The sequence below is a fragment of the Butyricimonas faecalis genome (assembly GCF_003991565.1).
Classification (GTDB): Bacteria; Bacteroidota; Bacteroidia; order Bacteroidales; family Marinifilaceae; genus Butyricimonas; species Butyricimonas faecalis.
The window spans coordinates 1314115-1337536 of the sequence record NZ_CP032819.1; the positions used below are offsets into that span (position 1 = coordinate 1314115).

The window sequence follows — 23422 nt, forward strand, 5'->3', positions numbered from 1 at the left end:
GTCAGAGCGGTTGCGAGGTTTCACGGCGTAACAGGGCATTGATGTCGTCCCCATAGGTTTGCAAGTGCTCTTCCAGCACATTCTCGATGTACCCGCCAATGGTGCTGCCGTTCCCGCCCAGTGTCCGCACAATGCGGGACAGCTTCCCGTGCATCTCACGGCTGAGGTAAATGCACTGGCGGTGCGCTCCTTGTCTGGGCGTCAGATAGCGGAGGAACACCGCCGCTTTTTCTAATTGGGTGTCGTCCACAATGTGGATGACTACGTCCGCCTTTTCCAGATTGTTCACTTGGGGAGTGTCCGCCTTCGGGTTGCCATTCCCCTTCTTTTTCATTCTCGAATTGAAAAATCCCATCTTGTTTTCGTTTTTTAGGGTGAATAAAATCAATAAATGTCCTCGTAATTTTTCTTGTAAAGTCGGCGGATCACTTCCTCGTATTCGCGGAAGTGCTGCTCCAGCACACGGTCCACATAGACCGACAACGTAAGCCCGTTCTTCCCGATGACCTGCACGATACGCTGTATCCGCTCGTGGTAGCTTTTGCGGATGTAGGCGGTCTTGCCCGAACACACGGGGATTCTCGGTGCATGGAGGAAGCGTTCCAGGTATTCCTCTTCCTTTTCCGTGGCATCCTTGCCCACCTTTGCTTTCGGTTTTTCCGCCAGCCTGGCCTCCTTTGCGGAAGTGTTGCCATCTGTTCCGAGGCTCCCCGGGGAGGCGGGCGCGGGCATTTCCGGACGGAACGAATCCAGGAACTTGCCGGGGTCAATATCGACATCGAGTTTCTTGGCCATCGGTTCAACGCTTTACGATGCCGAGTATTTCTTCCGCGAGGGCATCGATGCCGCTCCCTTTCGCCAATGCCTTGTCCGGCGGCAGCAGCGTGGAGCGGAAAAACGGGCGGTCGCCTTCCTCAGAGCCTTCCTTGCGGAAACGCTTGCTGTCGGGCAGACTGGTGTCCAGCACTTCAAGCCCCATCCCGGCTATCACCTTGTCATAGATGTCGTACAGGTCGGTCTTCTCGCGCTTGTCCACCATGTTCCACAAGAGGCGGATGCCCTTGATGTTCGACTTGCCGGTAGTGATCAGCGTGTCGTTGATGACGCCCGCGTACTTCAGCGAGCTTTCCATGATGAAACGGTCTGCGGCTATCGGGCAGAAGATGTAGTCCATCGTCGCTACTGTCCGGATCAGGTCGAGGTTGTTCACCGTACCCGTCAGGTCGAAGAAGATGAAGTCGGGCGGTGTCGCCGACTCGACAAATGGCCTGACCGTTTCAATCGCGTTGCCGGGACGGCTCCCCACAATCGGGTAGGCGCGTTTGCCGATGCGCTTGAACTGCTCGTATGCCAGCTTGCGCAGGTACGGGTTGCGCTCGATACTTTTCAAGTCGCGTTCGCGCATGTCCTTGATGCTGAACTGGGGATAGTCGCAGTCCACGACCGCCACGTCATATCCCTTCACGTAATACAGGTAACTCGCCATCAGTACGGTGAGTGTCGTTTTGCCTGCTCCTCCCTTCTGGGTGGAGAAGGCGATGAACAAAGGTTCTTTTTTCATGCTTTCTTCTTTTTTATTTGTTAGACATCCGTTTCTTGGTCCGGTCGGCAGCCATCCGCCCGGTAAGCGAGCAGGCAGTCCGGCATCCCTCCCGGTATGCCTGTTCCCATCCATGCCTGTGTGCCGGCAGGCAAGCATAAGGGCAGGCATACCGACCATTCCGCCTGCAAAGGAAAATGACTTTCGCCAAGGTTGTGTCTCTTTGCTGTTGCGTGGCAGCATTTGGCGTTGTCGTGGCAGCTTGTGGCGTTCTTTGGCCACCCTTTCCACCGCTTTTCCTGGCGTTTGGCCCATTGAAACGGCATCCGCCCTTTGCCTTTCCACCAAGCCTTTGCCTGTATGCCTGTGTGCCGGCAGGCACAAGGGCTGGCGGACTGGCAGGCAGGTTGGCAAGGATGTCAGCCCGGAAGCAGGCAGGCGTGCCGACCGTTTCGCCTGCAAAGGAAAGGGGCTTTCTCAAAGGTTGTATCCTTTTGCCGTTGCGTGGCAGCATTTGGCGTTGTCGTGGCAGCTTGTGGCGTTCTTTACCCGGCCTTATCGCCACTCATCTTGCGTTTGGCTTGTGGCCGTTATTTGGCATTTTCACCATTCCGATGCCTGTATGCCAGCGTGCCGGCAGGCAGGCACAAGGGCAAGCAGACTGGCAGGCAGGTGAACTGGCAGGCGGGCAAGAATGCCTGCCACCTGGCAAGGAAGAATGCTAGCTTGTAGGTTCGCAGGCATATTGGCCACAAATAGGTAGAACTTTTTCTATTGTGGCCAATGTGGACTCATGAACATCTTAATTCATTCCTACCAATCGCTTTCCAATAGTTTTCTTGCTTGGCTGATTTTCGCTCTTTGGCATTTCAGCACTCCAATGCCTGTATGCCGGCAGGCAGGCACAAGGGCAAGCAGACTGGCAGGCAGGTGAGCAGGCTGGCGGGCAAGAATGCTTGCGGATTCGCAAACATATTGACTACAAACATGAAGAACTCTTTTTCACTTGTGCTAAATGTAGTCTCGTGGACATCTTAGCACATTCCTCCATCGCTTTCCAACAGTTTCTTTGTTTGGCTGGTTTATGCTCTTTGGCATTTCCCCGCTCCAATGCCTGTATGCCAGCGTGCCGGCAGGCAGGCACAAGGGCAAGCAGACTGACAGGCAGGCAGGTGAACTGGCAGGCGGGCAAGAATGCCTTCCGGTTCGCAAATCTGAAAACGGACAGGCAGGCAACTATGTTTTTTTCACTTGCGTGGCAGCATTTGGCGCTGTCGTGGCAGCTTGTGGCGTTTTTGAGCCGTATTTCAGACTTGGAAAACACCCTACCTTTGCACCCAAGCGGCAGGGCAAAGCCGAAAGCGCGCACCGCAGACCCCGGCTCCGTCCTTCTTTTGGGCAGCAGAAAGGTATCGGGCGACCGATGCCTTATAAATGGGTAATGGCAGGTCTATCCCCAATCCGTTTACCACGGATTTTTGTGTCCTCAAAGACACAGCAAGGTGTCCTTTGAGTAACTCAAAGGGTTTCGGGTTACTCCCGAAACGACCTTGCCCCTCACGGGGAGGGCTTCCTCTCCGAAGTCGGGAAGCCTGTTTCCACCTGCGGTGCGGTTGCCGAAGCTACGCTTATGCCGTGACACCACTAAATCCATTGTAATATGAACGAGAACAAGAAAAAGAACGGGACTGACAGTCCCAAGTGGGGGCGGCATCCACGGGAAAGCCGCAAGTCGCACTGCGTGATGGTGCGTTTCGACGACGGGGAATGGCTCAGGTTCCTCGCTATGCACGGCAAGTCCGGCGTGGAGGCGAGGGCGGTGTTCCTGAAGGCGCACTTCTTCGGACAGCCGTTCCGGGTACTGGTCACGGACAAGACGCTGCTCGACTACTGCACGAAGCTGTCCGCTTTCCATGCGCAGTACCGCATGGTGGGGAACAACTATAACCAGACGGTCAAGGAGCTGCGCTGCCATTTCTCGGAGAAAAAGGCGATGGCATTGCTCTACAAGCTGGAGCAATGCACGAAGGAACTGGCCGCAATCACGCGGCAGGTCGTTGAACTTTCAAGGGAGTTTCAGGAAAGATGGTCGCAAAAATCACGGTAGGCACGTCGCTGTACGGGGCGTTGGCTTACAACGGCATGAAAGTGAACGAGGGCGAGGGGAAGCTGCTCGCCGGGAACAAGGTCTTCGACGATGGCAGCGGACGGGTGGACATCGCCCGTGCCGAACAGGATTTCAAACGGTACATGCCGGAGAACGTCCGCACACGGAACAAGGTCATCCATATCTCCCTTAATCCGCATCCCGACGACCGCCTGACGGACATGGAGATGGAAAGTCTCGCGCGGGAGTATCTGGAGAAGCTGGGCTACGGCGACCAGCCTTATCTAATTTTCAAACATGAGGACATCAACCGCCACCACCTGCATATCGTCTCCGTCAATGTGGACGAGAATGGCAGGCGGTTGAACAAGGATTTCATCCATCGCCGCAGCAAGCGCATCACCACGGAGCTGGAACGCAAGTACGGTCTGCACCCCGCCGACCGCAGGCAGCACCGTAACGACAATTCCTTGCGCAAGGTGGATGCCTCGCAGGGAGACGTGAAGCGTCAGGTGTCGAACACCGTCAAGGCGGTGATGGCTACCTACAAGTTCCGGACAATGGGCGAATACCGCGCCTTGCTCTCCCTCTACAACGTCACTGTGGAGGAAGCCCGTGGCATGGTGAACGGACGCGAGTATCACGGACTGGTCTATTCCGCCACCGATGATGGCGGGAACAAGGTCGGCAATCCCTTCAAGGCATCCTGCATCGGGAAGTCCGTCGGCTATGAAGCCGTGCTGCGCAGGTTTGAGTATCCCAATGCCCAAATCCGCGACAAGCGTCTGGCGGACATGACGCGCAAGACCGTCGCTGCCGTATTGGACAGGACGTACCGCAAGGATGAATTTGTCGCCCTGCTCAAAGCGAAGGGCGTGGATGTGGTGTTCCGCCACACGGACGGGGGGCGCATCTACGGGGCGACCTTCATCGACCACCGCACGGGCTGTGTGCTGAACGGCTCCCGGCTGGGCAGGGAATTTTCCGCCAACGCCTTGCAGGAGCACTTCACTTTGCCGTATGCGGACACGCCGCCGATGCCGTTCACCCTTACACGGGACGAACCGCAGGCGGAAGCCCATACCTATGTGGAACACGGCGAGAGCCATTCCACGGGCTTGGGCTTGCTTGGCGGCGACGCATCGGGCGCACAGGCGGAAGAAGCCGCCTTCGAGCGCGAACTCAAACGCAAGCGGAAGAAACGCCGGAAGGGTTTGGGATTATAAATTATCCGTCCGCAGGGCATCCAAGCAAAGGTCAGACCTTTGGCTATCTAAGGTCAGACCTTTGGTAGCCTCACCTCGGACTTGAGATAGGCTCAGGTCGGACTTGAGGTATGCTTATGTCCGGGGAAAGCCTTGCGGACATATTGTTCAACTTAAAAACAGAAACAGATTTATGTCACAACAGGAAGACGATTTGAGGGCGTTGGCGAAAATCATGGACTTTCTCCGCGCCGTGAGCATTATTCTGGTGGTCGTCCACCTCTATTGGTACGGGTATGAAGCCGTAAGGCTGTGGGGCATCGACATCGGTGTCGTGGACCGGGTGCTGGTCAATTTCGACCGCACCGCCGGACTGTTCCACCATATCCTTTACACAAAACTTTTTGCGCTGTTGCTATTGGCTCTCTCTTGCTTGGGTACAAAGGGCGTGAAGGAGGAAAAAATCACGTGGGGCAGGATTTGGACGGTGCTTGCCGCAGGGCTGGCCCTGTTCTTCCTGAACTGGTGGATGCTCTCCCTGCCGCTGCCCGTGGAAGCCAACGTAGCCTTCTATGCCGCTTCGATGGCGGCGGGCTATGTCTGCCTCCTGATGTCCGGCACGTGGATGAGCCGCCTCTTGCGCACCAACCTCATGGATGACGTGTTCAACGTGGAAAACGAGAGCTTCATGCAGGAGACGCGCCTCATGGAGAACGAGTATTCGGTGAACCTGCCTACGCGCTTCTATTACAGGAAGAAGTGGAACGACGGGTACATCAACGTGGTAAACCCGTTCCGCGCTTCCATCGTATTGGGCACTCCGGGCAGCGGAAAGTCGTATGCCGTGGTAAACAGCTTTATCAAGCAGATGATTGAAAAATCTTACTCGATGTACATCTATGACTTCAAGTTCAGCGACCTTTCCACCATCGCTTACAACCACCTGATGAACCACGGCGACGGCTACAAGGTCAAGCCGAAGTTCTACGTCATTAACTTCGACGACCCGCGCCGGAGCCACCGCTGCAATCCCATTCACCCGGATTTCATGGAGGACATCACCGATGCCTACGAAAGTGCCTATACCATTTTATTAAATTTGAACAAAACTTGGGTGCAAAAGCAAGGCGACTTCTTCGTGGAGAGTCCGATTATACTTTTTGCCAGTATTATCTGGTTTTTACGGATTTATCAGGATGGAAAGTATTGCACCTTCCCACACGCCATTGAGTTGCTGAACAGACGTTATGAGGATGTTTTCCCTATTCTCACCAGCTATCCGGAGTTGGAAAACTATCTTTCGCCCTTTATGGACGCTTGGCAGGGAGGTGCAGCCGAGCAGTTGATGGGGCAAATCGCATCAGCGAAGATACCGCTCTCGCGCATGATTTCCCCACAGCTTTATTGGGTCATGTCAGACAGTGAGTTTACGTTGGATATTAACAACCCGGATGAGCCTAAGATTCTCTGCGTCGGCAATAATCCCGACCGTCAGAACATCTACGGCGCGGCGTTGGGTCTGTACAATTCCCGAATTGTCAAGCTCATTAACAAGAAGGGCAAGCTGAAGTCGGCGGTAATCATCGACGAGCTGCCTACGATTTACTTCAAGGGATTGGATAATCTTATCGCCACTGCCCGAAGCAACAAGGTGGCGGTCTGCCTCGGCTTTCAGGACTTTTCGCAGTTGAAACGCGATTATGGGGACAAAGAAGCGGCGGTCGTGATGAACACGGTGGGAAACATCTTTTCGGGTCAAGTCGTTGGTGAGACCGCCAAAACGCTTTCCGAGCGTTTCGGCAAAATCTTGCAGAAGCGGCAGAGCGTCACCATCAACCGGGAGGACAAGTCCACCTCCATCAACACGCAGATGGAGAGCCTGATACCCGCGAGCAAGATTTCCACGCTGACGCAGGGCATGTTCGTGGGCGCGGTGGCCGACAACTTCAACGAGCGCATCGAGCAGAAAATCTTTCATTGCGAGATTGTGGTGGACGTGGAGAAGGTGAAGCGCGAGGAACAGGCTTACAAGCCCATCCCCGTCATCACGGACTTCACCGATGCCGACGGCAACGACCGCATGAAGGAAATGATACAGGAGAACTACAACCGCATCAAGGCGGAAGTGCGGCAGATTGTCGCCGACGAGTTGCAGCGCATCCAGTCCGACCCGGAACTGCAACACCTCTTGCAGGGCAAGTAAAAACGCCATAGGCGAAAAAAGGAAAATCCTTAACTTGGCTGGATGTTCAGACCGGGTTAAGGATTGTCCTTTTCTCGTTGATTGACAATTGAAATGAAAATTACTGCATTGGTTTCTCCGTTTTATACAGCAGATGGGGCATTTCTTTTCCATTGTATATAATGGTATGGCTGCCGCAAGGTTTCATGGCAATGGCTTCCGCCACACGGATGGAGGACGTGTTTTCGGGACGGATGCTGCAATAGACCTCTTGCAAGCCCAGTTTCTCGAAAGCGTACCGCAGGCATCTTCGGGCGGCTTCCGTGGCATAGCCGTTGTGCCAATACGCATTGTCCAGGATGTAGCCGAGTTCCACCGCTTCATTCCCGTTTATCACGCTTTTCATCAGCCCGGCCTGTCCGATAAGTTTGCCCCCGTCTTTCAACACAAGGGCGAAATACCCGTAGCCGTCCTTGCGGTAACGGGAGAACTGGCGGTTCACCCATTGGCGCACCTCCTTCTTGTCAAAGCCGTGTTCCCATGCGTACATGACTTCCGACTTGCCCATGAGGGCGAGCAACGCGCCCGTGTCCTTGCGGGTGATTTTGCGGATGACGAGCCGTTCCGTTTCCATGATCGTGAGCGACTCGGCGTAGGTCTTTATCTCCAAGCCGTCGTCTTTCCACTCCTTGACCATCTTCCGGACGGTATCATCCACCAGCCTGCGGTAGGCGTCATCGGGAACGGCTTTCAAGTAAAACGTGTCATTGGTTTCCTTCAACACCCAATCGGCTATGTCCTGCAAGTCCTTCCCTTCGGGGATATAGTCCTTGTGTATCATGTACTCGTTGATGTTGTCCTCCAGTAGTTCCTCCATGGCGGTACGGGTGTCTTCCTCCAATTCCGAAAACGGGGTTTCCGCTACCTGAAAAATGTCGTTGTTCCATTCATCCGCTTCTTCATCGTCCTCTTCCGGCACAAAAACGCCCCGTTTCATGTCCAGCATCTCCTGCGCGAATTTTCCCGACTCCCTGTCCTTGTACTTCTTGGCATATTTTTCCAGCAGTTCCCAGTCCTGCCGCCTCATGGGGAAGCGGAACGCGGCGCGTTCCACCTCGTTGCAGCGCATCATGTCCGCCTGTTCGTCCTTTGGAAGCGACTGGCATTCCTTGCAGATGTGCAGCGCGTGTCCTCTGCCCGAGAAGCTCTCGTTGGACTTGTGGCAGCCGCATACCTTGCAGTAGTGTCCGCCGTGTTTCCTTTTCTTCTTCACCATGTTACTCACCCCTTTCCAGCAAAGCCTTTCCTTGTTCGGTGAGCCTGTATTTCTGCTTGGGATGTTTCGGCTGGTCAGGATAGAGCGGTTCCACCAATCCGGCTTCCATAGACGGGTTAAGGTAATTGCCCAAGAAATTCTCCCTGTCCTTCAGTTCCATCATTCCCATCATTTCTTTCAGCGAGCAAGTGTGTTCCCCTATCAGTTCAATGAGCCGGACGATGCTTGTCGGGTACTTGTCGGGTGCTTGTCGGGTACTTGTCGGATGCTTGTCGGATGCTTGTCCAGCCGTTTCCATCTCATAGCGGAATACCACCCATACGGAACTCCCGTCCGTGTGGAATTCCGGGTCGGGTATGCCGGCACGGCGGCACTCGTCTATCATCAGGCTGATGCCGCGACCCCAGCTTTCCAGCAACTCGCTTTTGTAAAGCACGTTGGCTATGATGAGGTTGGGCGGCTCTGAACTGTGTCCGCCAAGCAGTTTTTCAAGGGTCATGTCGGGAGGGAACGCGCCGCTGCTCTCTATTTCCACGCGGTCGTCATAAATGGCGATGCCCACCGAACCGCCCGGACGGTGGTAGGCTCTGTGACAAAAGGCGTTGATGCAACATTCCCTCAATGCCTTGTAAGGTATGCTCAGCTTTTCTTCACGGTACAGCCCCTCTATTTTACCCGACAAGGACAGGTGCTTGAAAAAAAACGACATGGCAGCGTCCAATAGCGCGTAGATGTTCCCTTGCTGTCTTTGGTTGTCTATGAATTCCTCTTTGCTTGTGCCTCTGAACCTTGCCATTCGCAACAGGCATTGGGGATAGTCGTACAGATTGCGCCCGAACAGTACGGCGGCGGCATTGTTCAGCTTCCCGTCATGCAACAGGTCGAATTTTTCAAGGATGGCGGGTATTTCTTCGCGAATGGTGGTTTCCGGCAGGCGTCCGCAGTTGATTCCGGCGCGTACCGCACCGATGATGACATTCTCGTCGAGGTCGCTGATTTGCAGGTCGGGGTTGGGGATTGCCTCCCAACTGTATTTGCCGCCCCTTTGCATCAGCAGGTGGTTGTACTTGTCCTGCGGCATGACAGACGTCACGCTTTCTATCCGCTGGTAAGCCCTGCCTTTATATGTGAACGGACGCATATAGCGTTGTTCCTCAGCATATAAGGCAATGACCTGTTTGTCCGTGTCGGGAATGTTTGCGTATGAGACCGTTATCGTGGCAAACGGCTCGAATAGGCGGATGGCTTCCGCAATTTCCCGTTTCGTCTTGTCGCTCACTTCCTGACCGGTGATTTTCCCGTTGTCAGCCACGCCGAACAGTACCGTACCGCCCTCGCCGTTGAGGAAGGCGCACAGTGTCTCCATGCCGCGCTCCAACTGCCCGGTGATCAGCTTGTATTCTGTCCGTCCCCCTTCATCGCCGGAGGCCAGTTTGCGTATGTCGTCTATATTGGTTATATTCATGCGTAATCGTTTGGAGGGCAAAAATAATCATTTGACCGACAGATACGAAATTTTGGAGCATTTTCTTGCAAATTGTCATTGCTAGAACAGGAAAAAGAAACCGGGAGCAAGGGGCTTCTACCCATACACCTTGTTCCCGGTCATGAATCAGACAGAAAAACTTTCATCTCTTGCGTGCCCGTTCCCGCTCATCGTCTTTCACGATTCGCTCGTTCAGCTTTTCGGAAGCCCGGTCGAAGAAATAGGTACGGCTGTCATTTTTCCGACGACGGATATCCACATAGGCGTTGTAGCACTGACTGGGCTTCAACTCCATGCCGAAGAATCGGGAGAAATGGACCATCAGTTCCTGGATACCGGTTTCTCCGCCGTTGATACATTTCAGGGTGTCGAGCCCGTACAATAATTCCACTAGGTCGGATATGCTGCCTGTCCAACATATCGGAGGGGCATCAGAAGGAGGGGCGCCGGTTTTCTCGCCGGTAAACATGTGGGAGGGCGGCAACGGATGGTATTCCCGGGCAAGGAACCGTAGCATCTTGCGCACAAAGGCAAGGGCCTTGTGTACATGCAGATTCAGTTCGCTCTCATGGCTCCTGCCTTGCAGGGCCTCATGGTATTGCAGCTCCGTTTCCGCATAGCTCAGGGCGTGTACCGGATGTCCGCTTTCGGGCGGGATGAGACAGAGTTGGATGACCCTTTGTGTAAACTCATCGTAGGCCGTGCGTAACCCGGTGCGGCTGTCGGGATTGCTTATCAGACGGAAAAACTCGGTTTCCGTCAAGGTGAGATGTTCCATTTGTTCCTAATTTTTTGTTTTTACTCGGATGAAATGTGCGCACATACATCCATAGGAGCAAATGATAGTCCAATTACAATGTTATGGTGATGAACTTGTATGCAATTTCTTGCAAATCAAGCTCTTGGCAGACGAAAATTTGTTTTAAGGAAGAATAGGCAGCCTCCTTCCCGTGTCCGACTTCCGGACAGGTGTCCGTTTTTCGTACACAGTACCGCCCTTTCTTTCCGCTTTTTTCCATTCCGTTTCGTCCTTTCCCCTGCCATGTCACCTCTTCGTCTGAATCCCATACAGGTCCATTTTCTCGTACAGCGTGCTCCGGCTTATGCCCAGCAGTCTGGCGGCCTCTTTCCGATTATGCCCGGCCTTTTCCAAAGCCTGGCATATCCGCTTCTTTTCCATGCATTCCCCTTTCAAGGCAATGTCAGGATCGGAAGGCTTTCCGGACTCATCCAAGTTCAATTCTTCCGCCGTCACCAATTCCCCTTGGGCAAAAAGCACGGCGGATTGGACCGCCTGTTTCAGTTCCCGTACGTTTCCCGGCCAGTCATGGGCCAGCAACCGTTTCTTCGCCTCCGCATCGAAACCTTTTACCTGTCTGCCATGCTCTTGGTTGTAAAGTTCCCGGAAGAATTCAGCAAGCGGCAGGATGTCTTCCGGGCATTCCCTGAGCGGGGGTACTTTCACGGTGTACTCACTCAATCGGAAATACAGGTCCCGGCGGAAACGCCTTTCCGATATGGCTTCTTCCAGATTCTCGTTCGTTGCGGTGATGATGCGCACGTTGGCTTTCCTGTCTTTTGTGCCGCCGACAGGACGGTAACGCCTGTCCTGTATGGCGCAGAGCAGCATCTGCTGTACGCCGAGGGGAAGGTTGCCTATCTCATCCAGGAACAACGTTCCTCCCTCGGCTTCCGACCAATAGCCTTCCTTGCGCCCGACCGCCCCGGTAAAAGCCCCTTTTTCATGCCCAAACAAGGCGGAAGCGGCCAGACTTTCGGATAACAGCCCGCAGTCCACTGTCACGAACGGTTTGTCCGCACGGTCGCTTTGGGCATGTATCTTTTCAGCGATATGTTTCTTTCCTGTACCGTTCTCACCCCGAACCATCACGCAGATGTCGGCTTTGGCTAGGACGTGGAGACGTCCGAATACTTTCTGGTAGGCTTCGCTCTCCCTTATGAACAGGGGTTCCTCATGGAATGACTGCCTTTTCTGCAAGTCTTGGAGCATGGCGGGAAGCTGGCTGGTCAGCAGTTTCTTGGGGATATAGTCTTCCGCTCCGGATTTCATGGAACGCACGGCGGTAGGCACTTCCGCATAATCCGTCATGATGACGTAGGGATTGTGCTTCCCCTCGCGGCGCAGTTCTTCAAGCAACAGGATGCCGTCACCGTCAGGCAACCGGAGGTCGGCAAGCACGATGTCGTCATCTTCCAGCATTGAAAACAGTTTCCGGGCACCGGTGCAATCGGAGGTACTGACTGTCCGGTATCCGTTTTCTTCCAAAAAATTGCAGACATACCTGCTGTACACAAGGTTGTCTTCCACTACGATTATCTTTCCCATTTCTTCATCTCCTTTCTGGCGGCTTCTATGATGGTTTCTCCTTGTTCCAACACGGCACGGGCTGCATAGGCGACTTCTTCGTCCGAGTACGGTTCCTTGTGGATGGCTTCGTGCAACTTCTGCAAGGGGCGTTCCGTCCGTATCACCATCCATGAGCTCCTCAAATGGTGTACCCAGCTGTTCAAGGCTGTCAAGTCTTTCCTTTCGGATGCCTTCCGGACTTCCTCTATCTCTTTCTCCGTTTCGGCAATCAGCTGCTCCAATGTTTTCCGCTTGTCGCCGAAAGCCAACAGGGCGGAGAAGTCCGGCTGCCGGTTCCCTCTTTCACGGATGCAGTGCCGTGTCGCCTCCATCAGTTCGTCTATGGAAAACGGCTTGGGAAGCAATCCGGAAAATCCGGCTTCTTTCAGTTCCTCCTCCGATACATAGCCGGCCGCAGTAGCTGCCACGATGGGAAGTTCACGGGAATTGCCGATGTCGGACATGCGCAGCAGTTCCAGAATCTCGTAGCCGTTCGCTTCCGGCATTCTCAAGTCTGTTATCAACAGGTCATAATCCTTGCTCCGTATCCTGTCGGTCAGCTCGGCCAACGTAAGGCAGTTGTCGCATGAAACGCCACATTGAAGGTACATCTCGCGCATCAGGCGGAGCGTCACCGGGTCGTTGTCTATGGCCAGCACGGAACATCCGGCCAGTGAAGGACGGACATCCATTGACTTCTCTTCTTCCGGTACTTCTTCGGCTTTCGGCAGCGGCAGGACAACGGTGAAGCGGCTTCCTATGCCAGGTTTGCTCTGTACGGAAGCAGAACCCTGCATCAGCTGTACGAGATTGGTCACAATGGCAAGGCCCAGCCCGAAGCCGTCCTGAGTCACAGCATTGCCCAGACGTTCGAAGGGGGCGAAAATCTGTTCCTGCTTTTCTTCCGGGATGCCCGTCCCGGTATCCTGCACGTACAGGATGAAGTTGCCGTCCTTATAGTCCGTGCAGAGTGTAATGCGACCGCTGCGGGTAAACTTGACCGCATTGGAGAGCAGGTTGCTTCCGATGCGCAATATGCGCTCCTTATCGCCTCCCAGCACTTCTGTCGTCTGGTTGTCAGTCACGAATTCGATTCCTTTGGCTTCAGCCAAAGGGGCGAACTCCGTTTCCAACACAGTTGCTATTGACTCGGAGCGGAATGGACGGATATGCAGCTTTTCTTTATGGATCTCCAGCCTGAAAAATTCCAGCAGCTCGGTGGTCATGGAAGCCATGCGGCTGGCAGATTCACGCACGGTTAATATGTGGCGTACCCGGTCTTCCAGGGCTTCATCCCGGAGCAGGAGTTCTGCATTGCCGCTTATCGCCGTCAGGGCCGTGCGCATTTCATGGCTGACAGTCTGCATCAGGTTGTGACGGAATTGCAGCAATTGCCGGTTCTTCTCATTGCTCGCCTGCAATTCGCCGATAAGTTCTTCGCGTTTCTTTTTTTCGCCATGATTGCGGCGGATTTCCCGGTGGATGGCGATGTGGAACAGGATTAAAAGGAGGATGGCGGTGGACAAGGTAGAGGTGAGCAGGAGCGTGGAACGGCTTTGCGCTTCCATTATCTTATGCTCACGCTGAAAGAAGGCTTCCTGCACTTGCCTGTCCAGATTCTTGATGAGGTGGTTCAGCCGGGCGTTCAATGCCAGATTGCGGGCGTACAGGCTGTCGGCACTGGTTTCCATATCCTCCGTCCCTTCCTGCTGCATGGCAATCAGGCTGTCACTGAATGCGTGCAGTTCTCCGGCGGAAGGCAAAACCCGGACGGTTTTCTTGGCGCCCAACGCTCCCAGTATATTGTCCCTTCTTTTCCTCACGGTGCGTATGCGGGTGGCACGTTCCGCCACTTTGGGCAGATGGTGGACAAGCAGACTGTCAGCAGCATCCTGTATCCCGATGGCTTCCACGACACGGAACAAGTGCATTTCCTTGTCGGCAAGCAGGTGCCGGAGCGTGTCTATCTGTTCGGGACGTACATGCTGCCTGCACCGGGGCTTCAAGGCCAGCAGCAGGCTGTCTGTGGACAGCCGTTTCTGGCGATAGTTTGCCGTATCTGCATTTTCTTGGCTGATCAGGCTCTCGCCCAGCAGGGAAAGCTCGGTGATGTGAAGGTGTGCGGCATGGATGTCATTCCGTACCGATTGCAGGTCATGCACTTCGAAATCTATCTCCCGCATCCGGCTACGCTCACGAAAGAGGATAACCACCATTCCGACTATGGCGGCCAGCAACAGGAAGTTCCCGGCATATATCTTTTGTGTCAAGGATACTTTCATTGCTAGTCATATTATCCGTAGTGCATTCTCTCATCAGAATGTGCTACCTCGTTTATGGGCAAAAATAGAAATTATCAACCACAATCCATGCGACCGGTTCAGAGTTTATGAATAATTATTTTTTTAGAACGATTCAAAACAAATTGAGCCGCACCATGACGGGTGTTTGATTGTAAAATAGTCATTGGGATTATGCAAGCGTAACGCAGGCATCCGAACGAACGGATATTACAACATCCGGCAAGAGTGCAGACAATGCAAAATGCACAGAGAGTCTGATAGACAATGCAACTACTTGCATACAGGTACAACAAAACAATGGCGACTACAACATTTGGGTTCATAGTTGCAGTCGCCATTTCACATGCAAAGGTTGTACCTGTGGTTCCCGAAAACTTACGATTTCTTTCCTGCTTCGGATACAGCTACAAAAATAGCCGTCCTGATTCCGGGCGGCTATTATAACTACTTGCAGGTAATTGCAGACAGTGCTTTTTAATATATCTGTCTACAAGGTGAGAAACAACAATCAATTGTCACTCGTCCCTCCATTATGGTTTCTGTTGTAAGAGGTTGTCACGACTGCCACATCACCGTATTGTCTTCCACTGACGGAACGGTTCAATGCGGAGACGGTCAAAGTGGTCACTTGTTGAGTACCTGCCACGTGCAAGGCCGTACCGACGGGCAAGGTCACATTGATGGGGTAAGTTCCCGTAGCCGTAGTGACACCTGCGCCGGCAATGCGGGCCAGAATCTCAATCAGGTAAGCGGTTATCCGACTGGTCCCGGACGAAGTGATTTCCGTTCCGATGTGATAAGTGAACGAGGCCGAACCAACGGTCATGTCACCCGATCCATACAGGTTGTCCCACAGGTCTTGTTCAAAGGCCAACGGCGTGCTTGTGGAGGAAGAAGTCACATCCGCTCCAAAGAGCAACGTATAGGAAGTGAACTGGTCGGCAAACACGATTACTTGTCCGCCTTCTACAGTATATTCTGCATCCACCCATTGCCCGTTCACGTATTTCTGTGCCGTGATGGATTGCGCCACTTCCGCATCCACATCGTAAGCCAATTCGATGGGACTTGAAAGCGTGGCGTTCGCATCGGTGCAAGCCACGCTTGTACCAATCAGCATGACGCTTTCGGCAGCACGGGAAGTGGCACGGGTATTGGCTTCGGCTTCATCCAGCGTGTAAAGCGGGGTAACCACGATGGAACTTCCCGCAGGCAATTCCGCCGTCTCGGGTACGGTGACAGCCACTGTGACCGCGCCCTCGTCATTGCCTTCGATGGTCTCTGAAGTCACGTTGGCCTCCGTATCGCCGTTGGCGGCTACTTCAATGGTCGTGCCTTCATTGGGCAATGACACGTTCCATACGACATTGGCTCCGCTTCCGCTTTCTGCAACGGTGACGGTTGTTTCCTTGGACTGTTTCCCCGGAGCGGAAGCCGTCAGGGTATAACTTCCGGCATCCACATCGTCAAAAGTGAACGTGCCATCTGCGCCGGTCTGTGTCGATTCGCCGTTCATGCTCACGGTAGCCGAAAGGCCGTTGCCGTCCATGCCGGTGACACGCCCGCTGATACTGTGCGATACGGACACCGTGGGCGGCGTCACGTTGCTGTAATCCGGATCATCGTCACTGCACCCTACGAAACTGGTGCACAAAGCCACACTAAGGAATGCGAACATTCCCCATCTTGATAGATTTCTAAGATTTTCCATTTCTAAAAATAATTAAACGATTAAATTAGGTTATTTTGAAATTCTGTATTCTAGTAGTTATATCCGTATTGTTTGTGTCTTCAATCAGGGTGGGTCTTGCCCAACAGGTTTAACTTGAAACACAGGCCACCTGTGAAATGTTTCCCATTCTGCAAGGTTGCCTGCAAAAAGAGGTGTTTCCACAACAAACAGTCTGCGCCGATGTTGATATCGTCACCGGTATATTCTATCGTTGCCCGAAGGTTTCTGGCAAAGGACGGGCGATAGGTGATACCGGCGGCTATGCCCCGCCATTTGGCATTGAAATCCGATGTAAAATAGCGGTAGGTCAAATGAAAACCAAATTCATTCCGCCTGTACATGACGTGTTTGCTGGCGGCTATATAATAATTCTGGAAGTAGTCGTTGACCGGATATTTGCCTTCGGCATAGGACTCGTTCACCTTGCTGCCGGGATCCTGGGTGCCTATGGCAATTGCAGGCCACCATTTGCCTTCTTTCAGCGGACGCACTTTCAGGTGAAAGTACCGGTCTTTCTTATTATGTCCGACATGGCCATCGTTGTCAATCCCCTTCAGTATGGTACAGACATACGCTATTTCTATCCAAGGGAAGGGGGTGATGGCCAGAAAATGGTTGGTCGTGTTGAATTTCTCTCCTTCATACTGGTAGGTGTCAGGAAGAAATTCCTGATTCAGGAAGAAGAAACCGATACGGGCTTCTCCCTCTGTCGCCATTTCCGCCGTGGGCACGTGGATCATGCCGGTAACGCCCGAATACTCTTGCGCCCTCAATATCGGAATGCAGCCCATCACGACAAGGAGGCCAATCAATAATCTTCTCATTTCCGCCCTCCTTCCTTTTCCGAGAAGTCCGGCTTCATGGTGTTGCTGCCCCATTGCAGGGCATTGCGGTCAAACCAGCCCTCGCGTTCGTTCTCCTCCGGGTCGGTCGTGTACATTTTGTTGGCATAGGCGTCACCTTCCATACTGTATGTCAGGCGGAAATTAGAAGCCGGACGGAAATTGACAGTGCGCCGTTTCCGCTTGTAAGGCGGTATCATCATCACCACCTTAAAACCGGCATTCTTGCCGCCCTCGTTGCTATACTCGCCGTACAATCCGACCGTACAGTGGTTGAAATGCCGCATGGCTTCAACTATGGCTCCATAATCTTCATAGAGGAAACGTCCGCCCCTTGCGCGGAACTGCGTATTCCATTTGTTCAGATAGACATCGGTGCCCAGCAAGGCGGTAATCCGTTTGGGGGTACTTGCTTCCCAGTCCACTGCCATTGAACAATAGCCGGTTAATCCAGCCTGCACTTCCAATGCCAACCAGCGGTTTACGACATACATCCCTTTCAAGTCCAATCCATACCGCTCCCTGCCGAACAAGCCGCCGCTTGCTTTCAGGAACCACCGGGATCGCCAATGCGCCTCTTTAGATAACACCGCCATGTTCAACCGTACTTTCTTGTATCGGTCGCCATAGTCGTTATACACCGGCACTAATGCCTGTGCTGCCGCCTGCCACCCCTTGCCCATGTTCCATTTCACACCGGGAGTCAGATTCAGCAAAATCTCATATATTTTCCCATTGTGAAACAAATCCCGGTAGTTGAAATCCGCCCCTACAAATATATCTACCTGACCAGCGGGTATGGACGGCTGTGCAATTATGGATGAATACCCATAAAAGACCAGCATGAATAGCAAAATGAACAGTTTCTTGCTTATTCTCTCGTAAGCTTTCATTTTTTCATATACGCTCGTAATTGTTTTATTGTTAATTGATGTCATAGTTCATATCCCGGTCATCTTTCATCTGATACCTTTTACCACATTTTCTACGAAACGCAAGTTTCTCTTCATCCTTTTAACCCAATGTGAGCCATCCTGATTTTACTCTAAGATGGCTCACATTGAAACGACACTCGCACAAAGTGCCTTTCAGTCTTTCACCAGAAAAGAGGTGAAAGGTTTATTTTTCCCAATCATTTATTCACACTTTCATTAGTCCAAATATAATCCTTCATGATAAAACTTTGTTTTAGCTTCCACCTTAGGTCAGTTTACAAGGAACTACACGCAGACCGTGAAACGGGCTGCTGACAACAAACGGCGGTATGCTCCCGGAGAGGGCAGCATACCGCCTGTTTTGTTGTCCGGGGTTTCCAAAGGGGTGCCCCCTTTGGCACACGACTTTGCTTGCAAAGTGTAGTGTGTTATACCTGCTGGCGTGGCTGACGGGGGAAACGGGGTGCGGTGCTTCTTGCGCCCCGTTTGCTCCGGCAGGAAAACAGGCTGAATTTTTGCGAATGGGAATGAGCAAAAAATCGGCCTGTTTTCAGAGAACGGCGGCAGGTATATGAAAGCCCCCGTCCCTCGTCCTACGCTCCGACTTGTGGACAAAGTGTCCCGAAGTTGTGGCCACACTCCCGGAAAAGTAGCAGGACAGCGGGCAACCGTCAAGGCTGAAATGAACGGGGTTACACCCGGCCTTGACCGCCGCCCGCCGCCCCGCTGGATGGGTGGACAAGGCGGCCAATCCCTCAAAGTGCTTGTCCGCGCTCTTTCTGATTTTGAGGTATTCAGTTTTTCAAAATTGAATAATCAAAATAAATTTTTTCGATTGAAAAAATTTTATTTGTTATCATCTTCAATGCCATATTTTTTCTTTTGCCGAATCACATAATTACTGATTTTTTCATCATATAGTGGATACTGGTAATCCAACTGGCATGCCACTTCTGACGAAACCTCCCGGAACAATGCCATACATTGTTCAAAGGATTCCCACATATGGGGATAGGAATCCATATTATAAGTGGACATAAGTCGTTCCCACAATTCCTCTGGGACATATTGCTTCATAAATTTATAGTTTTTTCCCAAACTGAAATGAAATCCCTGTTTGATACCAATCAGCCAGGAAATCATGCGAAGCAATTCTTTTCGTACTATATCATTCATATGGTCAATAGCAAAAAGAATTTCTTTGCGGCATAAGCCCTTTACTACATATGTTGTAGTATTCCAAAATTCATTACAGCAATCGTCAAACATTCTTTGAGTAGGCTTCTGCAAGTGGTAGTCTATATCCGTTGGTATTGGCGGCTTTACGATACGGTTGTCTTTATCCAACAGTAACTTTACCAGTTTATCCCATGTAAAATACTCGTCTATCAGTTCCAGCGGCAGCAAAGTTAAATCTATCTTAACATCATCAGTAAACAGCATTAAATATGAAAATCCCTTTTCTACAGCTGGAAATAATTCCATATCTTCCGGCTTTTGCAGAATCAACCTTTCACCAAATATATCTAGCCATTTATCATCACTTGTGAAGCTGTCCATATCCGTAACAAAAAAAGTAATATCAAAATCCTGAAAATCATCAGGCGGAATATTTGTATTTGTTCTAGATCCTTCCAAAGTAACCATGCGAATGCGTTTGTCTGTTTTTGCAAAATTCAAAACAATATCATAAACTTCCTTTTCTGATCTCATTTTTATCTCCTCCAATTATTGAAATAGGTGTGAAGCCATTTTAGGGCTTTCCCGCCTTGATTACCCTTTAGCAAAGACGGGCGGGGCTGTCAACGGCGGCGCATGAAATGCGCCGTTCATCTTGACCGTTGACTGGCTCGGCTGGCTTTGCTATTTTTATCGAATTGCATATTGGTAAATTGCATTGATATGTACTTGGGTTGTATTCACGATTGGCACATTAACATCTTCGGGCTTTATGGCAAGTGGCAGCTCCGTACAGGCGAGAATGAGTGCATCTACATTTTCTTTTTCAATGTATTTATTTGCCAGTGCAATCATTTTCTCTTTATCACTAGGAATTACTATGCCATTCTCTAAATTGGGGTATATCAGTTTTCCTAATAGAGATATTATTTTTTCGCTATCGCCTTTACAAGTAACATCATCGGGCGGCGAAGTTCATCTTCCATACCCGGAATATCCATCATCTCTTTAGGCGGTTCTGCTTCCTCTACAACTTTAAGCTCAAACCCATTGTTCAGCAATCCCATTATAATCTGTGTAAGTGTGTGATGTTGTTTTACTACATCACATCCTAAAAAATGTGTATTTCGTTCTCCTGTTATAAAGTAATTATCAATCGCCCAATATTGCGGTTTCCCATCATCTGTATAAATCCAATCCTGCCCAACTCCTGCGGTAAAAACAGGGTGTTCGATATTAAAAAGAAAAATTCCACCTGGTTTTAATGTCCTATACACTTTTTGAAATATTTCCACTATGTCCTCTATATAGTGCAGAGCTAAATTAGATATAACACAATCCCATTCATTTTCTGGATAGTCATATTCCTCTAATCCGCTAATACGATATTCAATTTGATTTCCTGAATTGCGCTTTTGGGCTTCCTCAATCATTTTCTTACTTAAATCGATCCCTAATATTTTTGTAGCTCCTTGTTCTTCTGCGAACTTGCAGTGCCAGCCATATCCGCACCCCAAGTCAAGAACAGATTTTCCTTCTAACGAAGGAAACAAAGGTTTTAATTGATGCCATTCACCAGCAGCTTTTAACCCCTCTTTATCAATGACAATAACATTCCCTTGTGTTTCTTCAAGAATTGCTGATCGCAAACTCGTTTTCCCTGACCCTGGTTGCCCACCAAGTAAAAAAGCGGTTGGCGATTCAACCGCTTTTTTTCCTTGAACCAATTCTTCTAAATTATCATTTAAGCGATTTTCAAATTGTTTGTCAGTAAAATTGACTATATTTGCCATATTAAGCCACTTTCTCTTTATTCAAAACTTGTTTTGAATAGCGATTCATTGACCGCCAATACTCATGAACGGCTTGTAATTCTTCTAAAGAATAATCAAAAAGATTTACACGTTTTGCAAGCTTTAATTGGTTTAATAAATGGACAGTTGCGGATGTACTTCAGAAAAGATTAGATGTCTAAAAAGCTTGTAGTTAAAGCTTTTTAGACATCTAAATCTAGGTACTAAAACAATTCATCCAGTAAAATATAATATTTTATTTTCTCCCAATCAGGCTTGATCCCCAGTAAGTCAAAAAATAGCTCGACATACTGTTCTTCCCCGATATCCTCCCTGATCGACCGGACGCAGAAGGCAATGTCATACCACTTGTCCGCCCTGCCGCTTCTCCCAAGATCAATAAAGCCACTTACTTTGCCATCTTTCACAAAGATGTTGCTGTCTCCCAGGTCGCCGTGGGAAAAGACAAGTTCCTCTTCGGGCTTTTCCGTCTTTAAAAAATCATACAGCTCGCGCGGATCTTTAAATGGAGTGTCTTCTTCCCAGTTTTCGCAATCCACATCGGCCAGATCGTTATTCAGTAAGTAATCCAATTCGGCTAAGCGGCTGTCTAAGCTATTCGTATAGGGACAATCCGATATGTCGATGGAGTGAAAGAGCCTGATGCACTCCGCATACAGCTCGATAATCTTTTCAGGGCTTTGTTCATCTTCATACTCTTCCGAGCAAAGGACGCCATCGGCCTCACTCATGAGCAGATTGCTCCAGCCATCATGCCGTTCAAAGTGCAGGACCTTTGGAACAGGCAGCTTTCCTTCCAGCCATAGCATCATGTCCTTTTCCCGTTCCACATCATAGGTGGTCCCTTTATACCGGCTGTCCGTCATTTTTAAATATAGGTTTTCATTTTCTCCCACCAGCTTATATACCTTAGCAGGAGACATTCCTTCCGTATCTTTTACGCAGCGGTATTTTTCGATCAGTTTTTTCAATTCCGGTGATATTCTCATTTTAGCCATTTATTATTTCCTTCCTCTTTTCTACAGTATTTAAAGATACCCCAAGAAGCTAATTATAACAAGACGAACTCCAATTCACTGTTCCTTGCATTCTAAAACCTTAAATACCAGAAAACAGCTTTTTCAAAGTTGTTTTCAAAGTTGGCGTATAACATAGTATCGACGGAGCCGATTTTGAAACCACAATTATGATACCTTCTCGGTATATTTTTCAGGTTTATGTTCAAAAGTTTCAAGCAGTTTTATAGCTTTCTTTTCGTTGATACAATAAGCATTATTACATGCAAATAACACTTGATTTAAACATGAAACTATACGAAAAACATGACCCGCAATATAATATTTATCGTCTGTTCCCGAATTTGCTTTTACAAACATTAAAGAGAACCCTGCTTCAAACATAAAAAAGTTACATTCAGGATAATTTGAACAACCATAAAACGATTTTTTTAATACAATATTGTTGCCACACTTAGGACATTTTCCTACAAGGGGTCCCGAGCGCTTAGTGGGAATTTGTACCCCTTATCGATACAAATTCCCCGTAGGCGCTAGGGACCTCTTTAGCTCCTTGGAAGCTGTCAGTAGTATACCTAATAATTTATCTACATTCCCTTTAGTAACGTGTAACTTTCCAAATTTACAAAAGCGACTCATAGAATTATTTCCTCCCGTTAAATAATAGATAACTATTAAAAATAGACAATACTTGCTCATAAGTAACGGTACTTAAATTGTTTACTTTGGCGTGTTTCATTGCTTGATGAAACTGATTTTTAGTAAACAGTTGACGATATTCTCGATTGACCCATTTTGAAACAAAGTACGTATATAGCTTCCAATATTTATCTGGAACATCTGTGGTATGGCGGGTAAGTTTTATTAAGACACTGTTTACTTTTGGTTTAGGATGAAAGCATTCCGCTGGCAGCTTAAGCAATTGCTGAATCGAGACTTGAGTGTGCAAGAGCAACCCTAGTGTTCGGTGAATATCCAAGGTACGCTTGTAGAATCCTTCTGCAACAATCAGATAGATGTCAGACGCATGGCTTTCAAAAACCACTTTTTTAATAATTTGTGTGCTTAAATGGTAAGGAATACTCCCAACAATTTTATACCTCTGTTTGTTAGGGAATTGAAACTGTAGAATATCTTGGTGAATTAAAGTGACACGAGTATTCAGTTTTAATTTTTCTGACGATAAGTTGAATAGATGACTGTCTAATTCAATAGACGTTACCTGTTTACTTATTTTAGCCAGTTTCGTCGTTAAATGCCCTTTACCTGTTCCAATTTCGTAAACGGTATCGGTTTCTTTTAAATTCAATTGTTTTATTATTTGGTTGAGTACTTTTTCACTCGTTAAAAAGTTTTGAGAATATTTTATATTAAAGTTTTGAGAATATTTTATATTTTTGTTCATGTAATCACTCCTTCTTAATTACAAATTTTTAG

At 49.9% G+C, this 23422-nt stretch carries 26 protein-coding genes and 1 pseudogene; 5 read left to right on the plus strand and 22 right to left on the minus strand.

Going from position 1 to position 23422, the window contains the following annotated elements:
• Position 1 precedes the first annotated feature (1 nt).
• Genes D8S85_RS05860 through D8S85_RS21455 form a run of 4 tightly spaced genes read right to left on the minus strand, consistent with a single transcriptional unit; the run spans position 2 to position 2021 of the window.
• On the minus strand, positions 2-355 hold the full coding sequence (locus D8S85_RS05860; RefSeq protein ID WP_004322038.1) for a DUF3408 domain-containing protein: 354 nt from the start codon (positions 353-355) through the stop codon (positions 2-4).
• 29 nt (positions 356-384) lie between these two features.
• The gene (locus D8S85_RS05865; RefSeq protein ID WP_004322040.1) at positions 385-795 is read right to left on the minus strand and encodes a DUF3408 domain-containing protein; all 411 of its coding nucleotides are present in this window, start codon (positions 793-795) and stop codon (positions 385-387) included.
• A gap of 4 nt (positions 796-799) precedes the next feature.
• Positions 800-1561, minus strand: a complete 762-nt coding sequence (locus tag D8S85_RS05870) for a ParA family protein (protein ID WP_004322043.1) — start codon at positions 1559-1561, stop codon at positions 800-802.
• 13 nt (positions 1562-1574) lie between these two features.
• A complete protein-coding gene (locus D8S85_RS21455; RefSeq protein ID WP_155143600.1) occupies positions 1575-2021 on the minus strand; it encodes a hypothetical protein in 447 nt (148 codons plus the stop codon).
• Between the two features lie 23 nt (positions 2022-2044).
• Between D8S85_RS21455 and D8S85_RS05880 the strand changes: the two genes are divergently transcribed.
• Positions 2045-2272, plus strand: a complete 228-nt coding sequence (locus tag D8S85_RS05880) for a hypothetical protein (RefSeq protein ID WP_155143598.1) — start codon at positions 2045-2047, stop codon at positions 2270-2272.
• A gap of 247 nt (positions 2273-2519) precedes the next feature.
• Here the strand turns inward: D8S85_RS05880 and D8S85_RS21460 are convergent, their stop codons facing one another.
• Positions 2520-2864 (minus strand): hypothetical protein, encoded by a 345-nt coding sequence (locus D8S85_RS21460; protein ID WP_172726478.1) that lies wholly within the window; start codon positions 2862-2864, stop codon positions 2520-2522.
• 336 nt (positions 2865-3200) lie between these two features.
• Between D8S85_RS21460 and mobA the strand changes: the two genes are divergently transcribed.
• The 3 genes from mobA to mobC all read left to right on the plus strand — a co-directional run bounded on the left by mobA (position 3201) and on the right by mobC (position 7055).
• Positions 3201-3647: a conjugal transfer protein MobA gene (gene mobA, locus D8S85_RS05885; RefSeq protein ID WP_004292808.1), complete on the plus strand. Its 447-nt coding sequence runs from the start codon at positions 3201-3203 to the stop codon at positions 3645-3647.
• Positions 3626-4873: a conjugal transfer protein MobB gene (gene mobB / locus D8S85_RS05890; RefSeq protein ID WP_004292807.1), complete on the plus strand. Its 1248-nt coding sequence runs from the start codon at positions 3626-3628 to the stop codon at positions 4871-4873. Before mobA ends, mobB begins: the two co-directional genes overlap by 22 nt.
• Before the next feature lie 172 nt (positions 4874-5045).
• Positions 5046-7055, plus strand: a complete 2010-nt coding sequence (gene mobC, locus D8S85_RS05895) for a conjugal transfer protein MobC (RefSeq protein ID WP_004292806.1) — start codon at positions 5046-5048, stop codon at positions 7053-7055.
• Positions 7056-7155: 100 nt separating this feature from the next.
• Here mobC and D8S85_RS05900 read toward each other — a convergent pair whose 3' ends face one another.
• The 3 genes from D8S85_RS05900 to D8S85_RS21840 all read right to left on the minus strand — a co-directional run bounded on the left by D8S85_RS05900 (position 7156) and on the right by D8S85_RS21840 (position 10313).
• Complete coding sequence (locus D8S85_RS05900) at positions 7156-8310, minus strand: GNAT family N-acetyltransferase (RefSeq protein ID WP_004292804.1); 1155 nt, start codon at positions 8308-8310, stop codon at positions 7156-7158.
• Between the two features lies 1 nt (position 8311).
• Positions 8312-9775, minus strand: a complete 1464-nt coding sequence (locus D8S85_RS05905) for an ATP-binding protein (protein WP_004292801.1) — start codon at positions 9773-9775, stop codon at positions 8312-8314.
• A gap of 163 nt (positions 9776-9938) precedes the next feature.
• Entirely contained in the window at positions 9939-10313 is a 375-nt protein-coding gene (locus D8S85_RS21840; RefSeq protein ID WP_229070404.1) for an RteC domain-containing protein, read from the minus strand.
• A gap of 24 nt (positions 10314-10337) precedes the next feature.
• Between D8S85_RS21840 and D8S85_RS21845 the strand changes: the two genes are divergently transcribed.
• Positions 10338-10505: a hypothetical protein gene (locus D8S85_RS21845; protein ID WP_232305454.1), complete on the plus strand. Its 168-nt coding sequence runs from the start codon at positions 10338-10340 to the stop codon at positions 10503-10505.
• 142 nt (positions 10506-10647) lie between these two features.
• Here the strand turns inward: D8S85_RS21845 and D8S85_RS05915 are convergent, their stop codons facing one another.
• From D8S85_RS05915 to erm(B), 14 genes and pseudogenes are all read right to left on the minus strand, one after another.
• A complete protein-coding gene (locus tag D8S85_RS05915; RefSeq protein WP_008673580.1) occupies positions 10648-10815 on the minus strand; it encodes a hypothetical protein in 168 nt (55 codons plus the stop codon).
• Between the two features lie 26 nt (positions 10816-10841).
• Complete coding sequence (locus D8S85_RS05920) at positions 10842-12143, minus strand: sigma-54-dependent transcriptional regulator (protein WP_004292796.1); 1302 nt, start codon at positions 12141-12143, stop codon at positions 10842-10844.
• On the minus strand, positions 12131-14446 hold the full coding sequence (locus D8S85_RS22225; protein WP_004292791.1) for a hybrid sensor histidine kinase/response regulator: 2316 nt from the start codon (positions 14444-14446) through the stop codon (positions 12131-12133). The genes D8S85_RS05920 and D8S85_RS22225 overlap by 13 nt, the downstream gene beginning before the upstream one ends.
• A 529-nt stretch (positions 14447-14975) precedes the next feature.
• The gene (locus D8S85_RS05930) at positions 14976-16178 is read right to left on the minus strand and encodes a beta-sandwich domain-containing protein (RefSeq protein WP_004292790.1); all 1203 of its coding nucleotides are present in this window, start codon (positions 16176-16178) and stop codon (positions 14976-14978) included.
• Between the two features lie 80 nt (positions 16179-16258).
• Entirely contained in the window at positions 16259-17023 is a 765-nt protein-coding gene (locus tag D8S85_RS05935; RefSeq protein WP_004322045.1) for a YjbH domain-containing protein, read from the minus strand.
• Entirely contained in the window at positions 17020-17979 is a 960-nt protein-coding gene (locus D8S85_RS05940) for a hypothetical protein (protein WP_004292788.1), read from the minus strand. Before D8S85_RS05940 ends, D8S85_RS05935 begins: the two co-directional genes overlap by 4 nt.
• 282 nt (positions 17980-18261) lie before the next feature.
• Positions 18262-18735, minus strand: coding sequence for a hypothetical protein (locus D8S85_RS21640; protein WP_021416145.1), 474 nt, complete (start codon positions 18733-18735; stop codon positions 18262-18264).
• An 87-nt stretch (positions 18736-18822) separates the two neighbouring features.
• Positions 18823-19689 carry an aminoglycoside 6-adenylyltransferase AadE gene (locus tag D8S85_RS05955; protein WP_001255868.1) on the minus strand — a complete coding sequence of 289 codons (867 nt, stop codon included), beginning with the start codon at positions 19687-19689 and terminating at the stop codon, positions 18823-18825.
• Between the two features lie 156 nt (positions 19690-19845).
• Positions 19846-20085 (minus strand): aspartate/glutamate racemase family protein, encoded by a 240-nt coding sequence (locus D8S85_RS22230; protein WP_071585656.1) that lies wholly within the window; start codon positions 20083-20085, stop codon positions 19846-19848.
• Complete coding sequence (locus tag D8S85_RS05965; protein ID WP_007857419.1) at positions 20082-20948, minus strand: methyltransferase domain-containing protein; 867 nt, start codon at positions 20946-20948, stop codon at positions 20082-20084. The genes D8S85_RS22230 and D8S85_RS05965 overlap by 4 nt, the downstream gene beginning before the upstream one ends.
• 1 nt (position 20949) lies before the next feature.
• Positions 20950-21087 (minus strand): annotated as a pseudogene (locus D8S85_RS05970) (hypothetical protein); the annotation flags it as partial.
• 85 nt (positions 21088-21172) lie between these two features.
• Positions 21173-21967, minus strand: a complete 795-nt coding sequence (gene aph(3')-IIIa / locus D8S85_RS05975; RefSeq protein WP_001096887.1) for an aminoglycoside O-phosphotransferase APH(3')-IIIa — start codon at positions 21965-21967, stop codon at positions 21173-21175.
• A 186-nt stretch (positions 21968-22153) separates the two neighbouring features.
• Complete coding sequence (locus tag D8S85_RS05985) at positions 22154-22483, minus strand: topoisomerase DNA-binding C4 zinc finger domain-containing protein (protein ID WP_205702830.1); 330 nt, start codon at positions 22481-22483, stop codon at positions 22154-22156.
• A 145-nt stretch (positions 22484-22628) separates the two neighbouring features.
• The gene (erm(B), locus tag D8S85_RS05995) at positions 22629-23390 is read right to left on the minus strand and encodes a 23S rRNA (adenine(2058)-N(6))-methyltransferase Erm(B) (protein WP_127074888.1); all 762 of its coding nucleotides are present in this window, start codon (positions 23388-23390) and stop codon (positions 22629-22631) included.
• Between the last annotated feature and the right edge of the window lie 32 nt (positions 23391-23422).

Excerpts from the sequence above, each read along its gene's own strand:
- D8S85_RS05860 (WP_004322038.1), bottom strand. The coding sequence starts at position 355 with ATGGGATTTTTCAATTCGAGAATGAAAAAGAAGGGGAATGGCAACCCG.
- D8S85_RS05865 (WP_004322040.1), bottom strand. The coding sequence starts at position 795 with ATGGCCAAGAAACTCGATGTCGATATTGACCCCGGCAAGTTCCTGGAT.
- D8S85_RS05870 (WP_004322043.1), bottom strand. The coding sequence starts at position 1,561 with ATGAAAAAAGAACCTTTGTTCATCGCCTTCTCCACCCAGAAGGGAGGA.
- mobA (WP_004292808.1), top strand. The coding sequence starts at position 3,201 with ATGAACGAGAACAAGAAAAAGAACGGGACTGACAGTCCCAAGTGGGGG.
- mobB (WP_004292807.1), top strand. The coding sequence starts at position 3,626 with ATGGTCGCAAAAATCACGGTAGGCACGTCGCTGTACGGGGCGTTGGCT.
- mobC (WP_004292806.1), top strand. The coding sequence starts at position 5,046 with ATGTCACAACAGGAAGACGATTTGAGGGCGTTGGCGAAAATCATGGAC.
- D8S85_RS05900 (WP_004292804.1), bottom strand. The coding sequence starts at position 8,310 with ATGGTGAAGAAGAAAAGGAAACACGGCGGACACTACTGCAAGGTATGC.
- D8S85_RS05905 (WP_004292801.1), bottom strand. The coding sequence starts at position 9,775 with ATGAATATAACCAATATAGACGACATACGCAAACTGGCCTCCGGCGAT.
- D8S85_RS21840 (WP_229070404.1), bottom strand. The coding sequence starts at position 10,313 with ATGCTACGGTTCCTTGCCCGGGAATACCATCCGTTGCCGCCCTCCCAC.
- D8S85_RS05915 (WP_008673580.1), bottom strand. The coding sequence starts at position 10,815 with ATGGAAAAAAGCGGAAAGAAAGGGCGGTACTGTGTACGAAAAACGGAC.
- D8S85_RS05920 (WP_004292796.1), bottom strand. The coding sequence starts at position 12,143 with ATGGGAAAGATAATCGTAGTGGAAGACAACCTTGTGTACAGCAGGTAT.
- D8S85_RS22225 (WP_004292791.1), bottom strand. The coding sequence starts at position 14,446 with ATGAAAGTATCCTTGACACAAAAGATATATGCCGGGAACTTCCTGTTG.
- D8S85_RS05930 (WP_004292790.1), bottom strand. The coding sequence starts at position 16,178 with ATGGAAAATCTTAGAAATCTATCAAGATGGGGAATGTTCGCATTCCTT.
- D8S85_RS05935 (WP_004322045.1), bottom strand. The coding sequence starts at position 17,023 with ATGAGAAGATTATTGATTGGCCTCCTTGTCGTGATGGGCTGCATTCCG.
- D8S85_RS05940 (WP_004292788.1), bottom strand. The coding sequence starts at position 17,979 with ATGACATCAATTAACAATAAAACAATTACGAGCGTATATGAAAAAATG.
- D8S85_RS05955 (WP_001255868.1), bottom strand. The coding sequence starts at position 19,689 with ATGAGATCAGAAAAGGAAGTTTATGATATTGTTTTGAATTTTGCAAAA.
- D8S85_RS05965 (WP_007857419.1), bottom strand. The coding sequence starts at position 20,948 with ATGGCAAATATAGTCAATTTTACTGACAAACAATTTGAAAATCGCTTA.